At 43.5% G+C, this 11,181-nt stretch carries 12 protein-coding genes and 2 rRNA genes (1 of these 14 running past the window's edge); 7 read left to right on the forward strand and 7 right to left on the reverse strand.

What is annotated here, in order from left to right; translation table 11 throughout:
* The first annotated feature begins 27 nt into the window (after nt 1-27).
* From secE to mutL, 7 genes are all read left to right on the forward strand, one after another.
* Nucleotides 28-219 (forward strand): preprotein translocase subunit SecE, encoded by a 192-nt coding sequence (gene secE / locus ACMH5P_RS06900; RefSeq protein ID WP_315577538.1) that lies wholly within the window; start codon nt 28-30, stop codon nt 217-219.
* A 33-nt stretch (nt 220-252) separates the two neighbouring features.
* The gene (gene nusG, locus ACMH5P_RS06905) at nt 253-849 is read left to right on the forward strand and encodes a transcription termination/antitermination protein NusG (protein ID WP_459493606.1); all 597 of its coding nucleotides are present in this window, start codon (nt 253-255) and stop codon (nt 847-849) included.
* 288 nt (nt 850-1,137) lie between these two features.
* A complete protein-coding gene (rplK, locus tag ACMH5P_RS06910; RefSeq protein WP_315577535.1) occupies nt 1,138-1,575 on the forward strand; it encodes a 50S ribosomal protein L11 in 438 nt (145 codons plus the stop codon).
* A 37-nt stretch (nt 1,576-1,612) separates the two neighbouring features.
* Nucleotides 1,613-2,311: a 50S ribosomal protein L1 gene (gene rplA, locus ACMH5P_RS06915; protein ID WP_459493607.1), complete on the forward strand. Its 699-nt coding sequence runs from the start codon at nt 1,613-1,615 to the stop codon at nt 2,309-2,311.
* 2 nt (nt 2,312-2,313) lie between these two features.
* On the forward strand, nt 2,314-2,847 hold the full coding sequence (gene rplJ, locus ACMH5P_RS06920; RefSeq protein WP_459493608.1) for a 50S ribosomal protein L10: 534 nt from the start codon (nt 2,314-2,316) through the stop codon (nt 2,845-2,847).
* 68 nt (nt 2,848-2,915) lie between these two features.
* Nucleotides 2,916-3,302, forward strand: a complete 387-nt coding sequence (gene rplL, locus ACMH5P_RS06925; RefSeq protein ID WP_377976610.1) for a 50S ribosomal protein L7/L12 — start codon at nt 2,916-2,918, stop codon at nt 3,300-3,302.
* 80 nt (nt 3,303-3,382) lie between these two features.
* Nucleotides 3,383-5,215, forward strand: coding sequence for a DNA mismatch repair endonuclease MutL (gene mutL / locus ACMH5P_RS06930; protein ID WP_459493609.1), 1,833 nt, complete (start codon nt 3,383-3,385; stop codon nt 5,213-5,215).
* Here the strand turns inward: mutL and proC are convergent.
* The 7 genes from proC to ACMH5P_RS06965 form a co-directional block, all read right to left on the reverse strand.
* Nucleotides 5,204-6,004, reverse strand: a complete 801-nt coding sequence (gene proC, locus ACMH5P_RS06935) for a pyrroline-5-carboxylate reductase (RefSeq protein ID WP_459493610.1) — start codon at nt 6,002-6,004, stop codon at nt 5,204-5,206. The genes mutL and proC overlap by 12 nt on opposite strands.
* A gap of 1 nt (nt 6,005) precedes the next feature.
* Nucleotides 6,006-7,118, reverse strand: coding sequence for a peroxiredoxin family protein (locus ACMH5P_RS06940; protein WP_459493611.1), 1,113 nt, complete (start codon nt 7,116-7,118; stop codon nt 6,006-6,008).
* Nucleotides 7,115-8,578, reverse strand: a complete 1,464-nt coding sequence (gene gatB, locus ACMH5P_RS06945) for an Asp-tRNA(Asn)/Glu-tRNA(Gln) amidotransferase subunit GatB (RefSeq protein ID WP_459493612.1) — start codon at nt 8,576-8,578, stop codon at nt 7,115-7,117. The genes ACMH5P_RS06940 and gatB overlap by 4 nt, the downstream gene beginning before the upstream one ends.
* Before the next feature lie 62 nt (nt 8,579-8,640).
* Nucleotides 8,641-9,045 carry a MerC domain-containing protein gene (locus ACMH5P_RS06950; protein ID WP_459493613.1) on the reverse strand — a complete coding sequence of 135 codons (405 nt, stop codon included), beginning with the start codon at nt 9,043-9,045 and terminating at the stop codon, nt 8,641-8,643.
* Between the two features lie 8 nt (nt 9,046-9,053).
* Entirely contained in the window at nt 9,054-9,605 is a 552-nt protein-coding gene (locus ACMH5P_RS06955) for a hypothetical protein (protein ID WP_459493614.1), read from the reverse strand.
* A gap of 371 nt (nt 9,606-9,976) precedes the next feature.
* Nucleotides 9,977-10,088, reverse strand: a 5S ribosomal RNA gene (gene rrf / locus ACMH5P_RS06960).
* 67 nt (nt 10,089-10,155) lie between these two features.
* Nucleotides 10,156-11,181 (reverse strand): 23S ribosomal RNA (locus ACMH5P_RS06965) (it continues 1,806 nt past the right edge of the window).

Consider the following 11,181-nt stretch of genomic DNA (forward strand, 5'->3'; position numbering starts at 1 on the left):
TTAACAAAAACCGATAATCGGTAAATTATGAGCAGTTTTACATCATTGATTAAGGAATCTTGGGTAGAAGTAACGGAGAACGTTACGTGGCCTAAATTCACGGACTTGCAATCAAGTTCTGTTTTAGTTTTAGTTGCCTCATTGATTTTTGCCTTATTGGTAGGAGTCGTAGATTTGGCGTTTAAATCTGGATTGGATTTATTCTATAGTTCATTTTAACCAGGGGCAACCCAATCCTAAAAAGCAATTTCCATGGCAGAGACTAAATGGTACGTTTTGAGAGCAATCTCAGGGCAGGAAAAAAAGGTAAAGACCTATATGGAAAATGAGCTTGCACGCCAAGGTGTGTCAGATTCTGTTCCACAAATTCTTATTCCAACAGAAAAAATCTATGAAATCCGTAAGGGGAAAAAAGTGATTCGTGAGAAAAACTTGTTCCCAGGATACATCATGGTGGAAGCTGATTTAGCGGGTGAGGTTAGTCACATTTTGACATCCACGCCGGGTGTGATTGGCTTCTTACAAACAACAAATGAGGAGCAAGAAGAAACGAAGATTGAAGGAGGTAAGACGAAAAAGGTCAAAGTGATCGTAAAAAAACCGATGCCTTTAAGCCAATCGGAAGTGAATCGTATCCTAGGTAAAGTAGATGAATCTGCAGCCGTTGAGGAATATGCTTCGATCAGCTTCATTAAAGGTGAAACCGTTCGCGTAATTGATGGTCCGTTCGCTTCTTTCGAAGGTACAGTAGAAGAAATTCACGAGAACACGAAAAAATTATCCGTTATGGTTAAGATTTTCGGACGTAATACTCCGTTGGAATTGAATTATTCTCAAGTAGAGAAATAAATAATATAGCAATATCAATAAAAAGCCCTGGCATGCCGGGGCTTTTTTGTTGGCAAGGAGAACACCCCCTTAATCATTTTTTGCAATTCCATTTGCATTCTAAATATTTTCTCTTAATTTTGCAGTCCGTTTAAAAAGCGGCATTAGGTCATTTGAAAATTTCAAAGGCCGAATGGGCCCGAATGTATTGTTACACAGGAAGGTCACCCGGAGGGGATTCAGATAAGGAAGCTTCCACCCTTATTGGCAGAAAAACCTCTAATTTCACTAAATAAACGATGTTTTAACATGGCAAAAGAAATAGCTGGTTACGTTAAGCTTCAATGCAAAGGTGGCCAAGCCAATCCTTCACCACCCATCGGTCCTGCATTAGGTTCGAAAGGATTAAATATCATGGAGTTCTGCAAGCAGTTCAATGCGCGTACTCAAGATAAAAACGGCGTAGTATTGCCGGTCCTAATTACCTATTACGCAGACAAATCGTTTGATTTCGTTGTAAAAACTCCTCCAGCGCCAATCTTGTTATTGGATGCTGCGAAAGTTAAGTCGGGTTCTGCTCAACCAAACTTGAAGAAGGTTGGTTCAGTAACTTGGGATCAAGTTCGCGTCATTGCGGAAACGAAGATGCCAGATTTGAACTGCTTTACAATCGAAGCGGCAATGAGTATGATTGCTGGAACGGCAAGATCAATGGGTATTACTGTTTCTGGTGATAAACCGTTCTGATTTAATCATCAGAAATAAACATTTTAATTAAAAGGTAATGGCAAAACTTACGAAGAAAAAAAAGGAAGCCCTATCAAAATATGATGCAACGCAAGCTTACACGCTTGATCAAGCTGCAGCTTTATTGAAGGAAATTTCCTATACAAAATTCGATGCCTCTGTGGACATTGATGTTCGCTTAGGAGTAGATCCCCGCAAGGCGGACCAAATGGTTCGTGGTGTGGTTGCCCTACCTCATGGAACTGGTAAAGACGTACGTGTACTCGTATTGTGTTCTCCAGATAAAGTAGAGGAAGCAAAAGCAGCCGGTGCTGATCACGTAGGATTGGATGATTACATTGCAAAAATCGAGAGCGGTTGGACCGATATCGACGTAATCATTACAATGCCAACAGTGATGGCAAAATTAGGCCGTTTGGGACGTGTGTTAGGACCTCGCGGTCTGATGCCTAATCCAAAGTCTGGTACAGTAACTTTGGAAGTAGGAAATGCAGTAAAAGAAGTAAAAGCTGGTAAAATCGACTTTAAAGTTGATAAAACTGGTATCATCCATACCTCAATTGGTAAGGTTTCTTTTGATGCAGCTAAAATTGCTGAAAATGCGCAAGAAGTTATCAACACCTTGTTGAAATTGAAGCCATCTTCTGCAAAGGGTACGTATGTTAAATCGATCAACTTATCTTCGACCATGTCTCCGGGCATCATCATTGATAAAGGATCTATAGCTGGATTGTAATCATGACAAGAGAAGAAAAAAATCAGATTATTGATGAGTTGAGCGAAAAGTTCGCGGCAACTCCGTACTTCTACATTGCAAGTACAGCCGGTTTAACAGTAGCCGAAGCAACGGAATTTCGTCGTATGTGTTTTGCGAAAGGTTTGGAATACAAAATCTTCAAAAACACATTAATCGCGAAAGCCCTAGCAAAAACAGGTAACGATTATACTCCATTTGATGCTGAAGTCTTGACTGGCATGTCAGGTATCATTTTCTCACCAGAAGATGCTAAAGTACCTGCTAAGTTGATCAAAGAATTCAAAAAAGCAGCTGGAAAGGATAAAATCACATTCAAAGGAGCTTCCATCGAAGGTGGCTTGTACATTGGCGAAGGTCAATTGTCGGCACTAGAGAACATCAAGTCGAAGAACGAGATGATTGGAGAAGTTATTGGCTTATTGCAATCGCCTGCTAAAAATGTTGTTTCAGCATTGCTTAGTGGTGAGAAGAAATTGGCTGGTCTCGTTAAGACTTTGTCTGAGCGTCCTGAATAATTTTAACACGTTTAATCGGAGCTTAGCTCCAACAAATAATTAATTCTTAACAATTAAATTTTCAAAAAATGGCAGATTTAAAAGCGTTCGCTGAGCAATTAGTGAACTTAACTGTAAAAGAAGTAAATGAATTAGCTACTATCCTTAAGGATGAGTACGGTATCGAACCAGCTGCTGCTGGTGCTGTTATGGTTGCAGGTCCTGCAGCTGGTGGCGCTGACGGTGGTGAGGCTGCAGCTGAGAAATCATCTTTCGATGTGATCTTGAAGTCAGCAGGTCCTAACAAATTAGCTATCGTTAAATTAGTGAAAGACTTAACTGGTTTAGGTTTGAAAGAAGCTAAGGATGTAGTGGATGCTGCTCCAAAGGCTGTTAAAGAAGGTGTATCGAAAGACGAAGCTGAAGGTTTGAAGAAATCTTTAGAAGAAGCTGGTGCTGAAGTTGAATTGAAATAATTCAATTACCTGATTTATTAAAAAAGGGAATGGCAACATTCCCTTTTTTTTGGTTTATTTGATATTTGAATAGAAAGAACATGCGCGACATTATCCAACTCCTCCCCGATGCCATAGCCAATCAAATTGCGGCCGGGGAAGTCGTGCAACGCCCCGCATCCGTCGTCAAAGAACTCATGGAGAACTCCATCGATGCCGGCGCTACGTTCATCCAACTCATCATCAAAGACGCCGGAAAAGGTATCGTTCAAGTGATCGACAATGGATCAGGCATGTCAGAAACCGACGCACGCATGTGCTTCGAACGACACGCCACTTCCAAAATCCGCAAAGCCGAAGACCTTTTCAGCATAACCACCATGGGATTCCGTGGCGAAGCCATGGCCTCCATCGCCTCCGTGGCGCAGGTAGAGTTAAAAACAAAAAGGGCCGACGATGATTTGGGAACCTCCATTAAAATCGATGGATCCGTTCTGAAAAGCCAAGAAAGCATTCAAGCTCCCCAAGGAACTTCCATCGCGGTAAAAAACTTATTTTATAATATTCCTGCGCGCAGGAATTTCCTCAAGTCTAATCCCGTTGAAACGCGTCATATTTTAGACGAATTCCAACGAATCGCCTTAGCTCATCCAGAAATCAAATTCTCCTTCATTCAAAATGACCAGGAAACCTATGCCCTCCCCAGCGAGAAATTAGGCAAACGAATTGTCGACCTCTTTGGAAAAAGCTACCGCGAACAATTAGCCGCCTGCGAAGAAAATACCAGCTATGTATCCATCAAAGGCTACGTAGGCAAACCTGAGCATGCGAAAAAAACACGCGGCGAACAATTCTTCTTCGTCAACGACCGCTTTATCAAGAACGCATACCTTAACCACGCCGTAATGAGCGCCTATGAACGTTTATTACCCGATGGCTCCTTCCCCTTCTATGTTTTGTTTCTAAGCATCGATCCGGCGCATATTGACATCAATGTCCACCCAACGAAAACAGAGATCAAATTCGAAGACGAAAGGTCCATTTATGCCATTATTCAATCCGCTGTTCGCAAGACGCTCAGCATTCACAATCTGATTCCATCATTGGACTTTGATAGTAATGTGAATTTTCAAAATCCAGGTAATACCACCCATCGTCAAGAACCCCAATCGGCCTACAGCGATACCAGCCATAAACCGAAACCCGTTCAAGACGCTTGGAAAAAATTGTATGAAGGCCTGCAGAATAACATCGATGCCTTCGAACAACAAGCCCCTCAAAATCAAGCGGCCCTATTTCCCTCTGCCATGAACGAATATAAAACCGTTCAGAGCAAGGCAAATGAGCGATCAGATACGAGCCCGCAATCCAGCTTTCAGTCCATTCAAGTCCTGAATAAATACATCGCCGTGAGTATTTCAAGCGGTTTGTTATTGATCGACCAAAAGCGTGCCTATCAACGCGTACTCTATGATCAGTTCATGGATAATTTGCAACGGAAGAATGGGGCGTCCCAACAACTATTGTTCCCTCAGGTATTGAATATTAATCCGGCCGACCAGATTTTATTGAGCGAAATCACCGATGAGATCAATGACTTAGGATACAGGTTACAGGTTTTGGCAAACGGTCAAATGGAAATGGTGGGTGTCCCCGCAGAACTTGGGGATGAGGATGGTCAAAATGTTTTGGAAGGCATTTTAGAGCAATTAAAACATGCATCGGCAGACCTAACGGCACATCGGGCTGAAAAGATCGCTCAAACGATGGCAAATCGCTTCGCAGCACGTTATCATCAAAGAAGATTAAATGAACTTGAAATGCATGGCCTAATTGAACAACTATTTGCGAGTTCGAACCCGAATTCGTCCCCAAATGGCGAGTCAATTAGCCAGCTACTGAATGAGATGTCAATCAGCCAACTACTTGGCTAATTCCTCCGCTCGATCACGCGCGGCATAAATACCCTTTTGAAGACCTAAGCCTACCTCATTTTCGGTAAATGTACGAAGGGCCGCTTCCGTCGTCCCCCCCTTTGAGGCTACAGCTTGAATCAACTCATCCAATGACTTATCGCTTGTCTGCATCAAATGATAAGAGCCCAGCATCGTTTGCTTGACGAGTAAGGCCGACATCGCCGGATCGAAGCCCATGTTGATACCCGCATCAATCATCGATTTAATTAGATAAAAGAAATAAGCCGGACCACTTCCACTTAATCCTGTCACCGCATCAATTAATGCCTCGTCATCAAGGAATACCGCACGGCCCGTCGAGTTTATCAAATTCTCCACTTTGCGGATATCCGCCAGGCCAACAGCCGAGGCCGCCGCAAAGGCCGTCATTCCCATTCCCAACAAAGCTGGGGTGTTTGGCATCGCTCGAACAATCAAATCATGTTTCAGCGTGGTTTGTAACTTCGTAATGGGAATACCTGCCATAATCGACAAAACGATTTGCTTTGCTTGCAACAAACCCGCTAATTCAGATGCTACGCTCGGATAATCTTGTGGTTTTACGGAAAGAATCACCAAGTCAACCGAAGAGATTTTATCCGAAATCGTATCCACCACGACACCCGCTTTTTGGCCCTGCAAAACTGCACCTCGCTCCTGATTCTTTTCAATCAATAACAAATCTTCCTTCTGAACTAAGTTGTATTGAATAAACGAGTTGGCAAAGGCCATTCCCATGTTACCACATCCAATGATTGCGATTTTCATACTAGCGATTTGAAAAAAGGTTTGCTAAAAATTGATTTAAGGAATCCCCACGAAGTCCTTTGGCAACAATATTTCCTTGCGGGTCTATCAAATAGGTCATCGGAATCGAGGATACTTGATAGGCCTGTGCGGCAACTGAATTCCAATATTGCAAGTCGGAAACATGCGGCCAAGTCAAGGAATCCTTTTGAATGGCAGCAATCCAGGCCGACTTCTCTTGATCTAAACTCACGCCAAAAATCTCAAATCCCTTGTCTTTGAAAGCCGCATAAGTCTTGATGACGTTGGGGTTTTCTCGCCGACAAGGTCCGCACCAACTCGCCCAAAAATCAATTAGAACATATTTACCCCGGTAATCCGAAAGGCGCTTGATTTCACCTGTTGGGGAAGGTAAGGCAATCTCCGGAGCTTCTGAACCTATTGAAACCCCTTTCATGCGTTTGATATTTTCAAGGAAGGGTTTTACCTGAGGATGATTCGGACGAACTTTCTTAAAGCGCTCAGCGATTTCCTCGAGTGTCGCAAATTCCTGATCGGCGGGCAGAAAATTAGTTGCCCAAAGTGCCACTAGGTTTGTGCCCATGCTTGGAATTAATGCCTTGATTTTTGCAAATTGTTCCTGTTGGGCCGCATCAAATGCCTTCTGAATACGAGCTTGCTCGCCCGGTTTATCTTGCAATTCCTTCGTCCAAGCTTCAACCTTCACTTTTAGGGCATCCGTCAGGGCGATTATTTGATTCATAAATACGATGTTGGTTGCATCGCTTTTGATTTGAGATGTACCCGCCTTTTCAGGCGTGTTTCTACCATCGGCGTGGACAACTACTTTTTCGCCACCCTCGAGAATTACCAATACCTTTTGGGGATTAGGAACATCGAAGAAATTAATCAGATAAAAGCCCCCTTGGTCGAGTACTTTTCCTTTAAAAATCACTTGATGGTTCGCATCAGGAAGCAAAGAATCGATCTTTACCGCTTGACCGCGGCCATTGATCCATTCCAAATAAATCTTCCGCTGCGCCGCTACCTGATTAGCACGGACAGTCAGCTCAAAATCTTGCGCGAGGCCAAGAAATGAACAACTTAACAACCAGCATAGCAGGATCTTTTTCATGATTTATGTTGTTGGAGCGCTTCGCTAACTAATTGATTAACTCGTTTAGGATCCGCCGTACCCTTCGAGCGTTTCATTACCTCACCAATAAATAAGGCAATTAGGCCTTTCTTTCCTTGGTGATACTCCTTGATTTTGTCGGGGAATGCAGCTAATGCAGCCTCAACAAAACCCGGTAGCTCATCGGAGCTATCAAGATTCAACCAACCTTGTTCCTCCACAATTTGCTTAGGGGATTTGGTTGGAGCGGACAAGCATAGTCCAAACAACTGCTGAACAGCCAAATTATGAGTAACGATTCCTTGCTCAACGAGTTCGACGATCTCGACCAATTTCGCTGGAGTCAATTCAAAATCTTGAATACTGACAGCCTTATCGTTCAAATGTGATTTTACGGGCCCCATTAGCCAATTCGCGACAGGTTTATAAGACTTCGTTAATTGAGCCGCAGCTTCAAAATATAAAGCCATTTCGCGCGTTTCAGAAAGGAAATGAGCGTCATAAGCCGATAAATGATAGAGGTCAATAAACTTTTGCTCTTGTTCCCAAGGAAGCGTAGGCATTTGTTTACGAATATCAGAAAGCCATTGTTCTGAAATTTCCAACGGAGCCAAATCGGGTTCTGGGAAATAACGGTAATCGTTCATGGTTTCTTTTACGCGCATGCTGTGAGTTTTCCCCGTATGGGCATCAAACGTGCGTGTTTCTTGAATTAATTTCTCCCCTTTGAGGAGAGCCTCTTCTTGTCGGCGACATTCATACTCAATCGCGCGCTGAATATTTCGCAGGGAGTTCATATTCTTGATCTCCACTTTGGTCCCAAGTGTCTTTGATCCTTTCGGCCGTAATGAAATATTAACATCGGCCCGGAGAGAACCTTCTTCCATATTTCCGTCGCAGATGCCCAGGTAACGAACGAGTTTGCGCACTTCGGAAACCATGGCAAAAGCTTCTTCAGCGGAGTGAATAGCAGGCTCGGTCACCATTTCGATGAGCGGGGTTCCGGCACGGTTATAATCGATAAAGCTAAATGGAATATCACCTTCGTGAAGTGATTTACCTGCATCTTCTTCTAGGTGAATGTGATGAAAGGGAAGGGATTTGACACCTTCGGCCAAATGCACTTGAATAGACCCTCCGATACAGATGGGGGTTTTATCTTGGGTGATTTGATAGCCTTTCGGAAGATCAGGATAAAAGTAGTTTTTACGATCGAAATTTTGCCAACGGGCTATTTCACAGCCAAGGGCGAAGCCCATTTTGATCGCAAATTCGACGGCTTTTTTATTCAAATGAGGCAATGTGCCTGGATGACCTAGGGTAATCGGGGAAATGAGCGTATTAGCATCCCGACCAAAGCGAACGGGGTCGCTGGCAAAAATTTTGGAATCCGTCTGCAATTGGGCATGAATTTCAAGACCAATTACGGGTTCATAGATCGAGGATTGAAATTTACTCACAAATTTTTTGGCTAATACGATAAAAAGTAGGTAAAGATAATAAAAAGCTTGGCGAATATAGCCTACGAAGCTTTCATTTTACACGTACAGGCCGATTTGTGTTTATAATTAACCCAGTATGCATAGGCAACCGAACAGCCCAATAAAACACCAAAAATCCAATTGTAATTTTGGCTTCCCAAAAGGACTTCGAGAACTTTTAAACCGAGCGCAATTCCTAAAAAATATAAAGGCTTTAAGCGTTGGTGCTTTTGATAATCTAAAATGAGTATGTACGCGGCTAAACCAAAGCTAGATACGACAAGCGACCATTCCACCCATGGGGAGAATGCTAAGGAGCCCAAAATATATGGCGCAAAGAAAATCACCAGAGGCATCGTTAAACAATGCACCGCGCATAGAAAAGAAAGGAATAAACCAAGCTTTTCCATCGGGATCATTTCTTGCACATGTTTATATTTAGACATTTAACTAACTATTTAATAGAAACCGGAAATTCCACATCTAGGTCGGTCGACCCTGCCTCTTCTGAACCATTTTTGGTGGCTTTTCCGTTAACTGGCGGCTGGTGCTTTAAAATAAGTTGGAACTTCCCATTTCCAGCAGCAAATTGGGATTTCACTTCGGATTTTAAGCCAATTCCAAGACCTTTCTTATCAAGATCTTTAATTTTATGGGATAATAAACCCAAAGGTGTGGTTTTAAATACAAAAAGATGCACATCACCTTCCTCTGCAATCTCCTCTGTAATATCAAAGGCAGGTTTTTTTGTTTCATCCAACAGAGAAATATCTAAATCATAGGTATTACCCTTATCGAGCACAATAGGATCAATGGAATCTACGACACCATCCCCTTGCGTATCACGCCAATAAAATGTTTTTACCGGACTTGATGGACTAGTAATCGAGGTAAATTGAAGTTTAACCGTTGTAATTAGCTCGTTATCATCATGGGGTTCATGTTCTTCTTTTGAACAGCCAGAAAACAGCAATAAGAGCGCAGAAAGAATAAAAACTTGCTTCATTTTAGTATGAATTGTTGAAATAGAGAGTAGATGAATTTAATCGGACACAAATATGCAACATTGTTGCAAATGATACAAGGGTAACGTTGAAAAAAGTTAGAGGTTAGAGGTAGGAGGTTAGAGCTAGGAACTAAGAACTAATCCTTCGGACACCTGACCACTGACTACTGCCCACTGCCCACTGACTACTGACTACTGGAGAACTAAGAACTTTCCCTTCGGACTTGAAAAACCAGGTTAGAGGTAAGAGTTTTCCTCCGGACTACTGCCCACTGACTACTGCCCACTGACTACTGCCCACTGAACACTGACGACTAGCGACTATTAGGCAAAAAAAAGACCCACACTTTTGGTGCAGGTCTGTTTGAATAACTTGGAGCTTACTTACTTTCCCGGGTTTGATCCCAGTATCATCAGCGGTGCGGGGCTTAACTTCTCTGTTCGAGATGGGAAGAGGTGAACACCCGTCCTATCGGCTCCATACTTTTTACAAGGTCATAGCCTTTTTCCATATTGTGAGATAAAATAAACAGCAGGGTGTAAATTAATAAAATGTAAGCTTTCGGGTAATTAGTACTACTCGACTTTGACATTACTGTCTTTACATCTGTAGCCTATCGACCGTGTCGTCTACACGGACCCTTCATGGAATACTCATCTTCAGGTCAGTTTCGCACTTAGATGCTTTCAGCGCTTATCTGGTCCCGACGTGGCTACTCAGCTATGCCCTTGGCAGAACAACTGATATACCAGCGGTCAGTCCAACTCGGTCCTCTCGTACTAAAGTCAGAACCTGTCAATATTCCTACGCCCACAACAGATAGGGACCGAACTGTCTCACGACGTTCTGAACCCAGCTCGCGTGCCACTTTAATCGGCGAACAGCCGAACCCTTGGGACCTTCTCCAGCCCCAGGATGTGACGAGCCGACATCGAGGTGCCAAACCTCCCCGTCGATGTGAGCTCTTGGGGGAGATCAGCCTGTTATCCCCAGAGTACCTTTTATCCTTTGAGCGATGGCTGTTCCATACTAAACCACCGGATCACTATATCCTACTTTCGTACCTGATCGACTTGTCGGTCTCACAGTCAAGCTCCCTTTTGCTATTGCACTCTACGCACGGTTACCAAGCGTGCTGAGGGAACCTTTGAAAGCCTCCGTTACTCTTTTGGAGGCGACCACCCCAGTCAAACTACCCACCAAGCAATGTCTCCCCTTTGGGGATTAGAATTCCAGTACAAGAAGGGTGGTATTTCAACGTTGGCTCCCCGATGCCTAGCGACACCGGCTCACAGCCTCCCACCTATCCTACACATCCAGTACCAAAACTCAATGCTAAGCTATAGTAAAGGTTCATGGGGTCTTTCCGTCCCGTTGCGGGTAAACGGCATCTTCACCGTTACTACAATTTCACCGAGCTCACGGCTGAGACAGTGCCCAGATCGTTACACCATTCGTGCAGGTCGGAACTTACCCGACAAGGAATTTCGCTACCTTAGGACCGTTATAGTTACGGCCGCCGTTTACTGGGGCTTCAGTTCAATGCTTCGCCTTGCAGCTAACATCCCCCCTTAA

The sequence above is a fragment of the Aquirufa sp. 5-AUSEE-100C1 genome (assembly GCF_054558655.1).

Bases quoted from the DNA above. Each gene is read 5' to 3' on its own strand.
- ACMH5P_RS06950 (WP_459493613.1), bottom strand. From the start codon at position 9,045: ATGTCTAAATATAAACATGTGCAAGAAATGATCCCGATGGAAAAGCTT.
- ACMH5P_RS06940 (WP_459493611.1), bottom strand. From the start codon at position 7,118: ATGAAAAAGATCCTGCTATGCTGGTTGTTAAGTTGTTCATTTCTTGGC.
- secE (WP_315577538.1), top strand. From the start codon at position 28: ATGAGCAGTTTTACATCATTGATTAAGGAATCTTGGGTAGAAGTAACG.
- rplA (WP_459493607.1), top strand. From the start codon at position 1,613: ATGGCAAAACTTACGAAGAAAAAAAAGGAAGCCCTATCAAAATATGAT.
- rplL (WP_377976610.1), top strand. From the start codon at position 2,916: ATGGCAGATTTAAAAGCGTTCGCTGAGCAATTAGTGAACTTAACTGTA.
- nusG (WP_459493606.1), top strand. From the start codon at position 253: ATGGCAGAGACTAAATGGTACGTTTTGAGAGCAATCTCAGGGCAGGAA.
- ACMH5P_RS06955 (WP_459493614.1), bottom strand. From the start codon at position 9,605: ATGAAGCAAGTTTTTATTCTTTCTGCGCTCTTATTGCTGTTTTCTGGC.
- proC (WP_459493610.1), bottom strand. From the start codon at position 6,004: ATGAAAATCGCAATCATTGGATGTGGTAACATGGGAATGGCCTTTGCC.
- rplJ (WP_459493608.1), top strand. From the start codon at position 2,314: ATGACAAGAGAAGAAAAAAATCAGATTATTGATGAGTTGAGCGAAAAG.
- mutL (WP_459493609.1), top strand. From the start codon at position 3,383: ATGCGCGACATTATCCAACTCCTCCCCGATGCCATAGCCAATCAAATT.
- rplK (WP_315577535.1), top strand. From the start codon at position 1,138: ATGGCAAAAGAAATAGCTGGTTACGTTAAGCTTCAATGCAAAGGTGGC.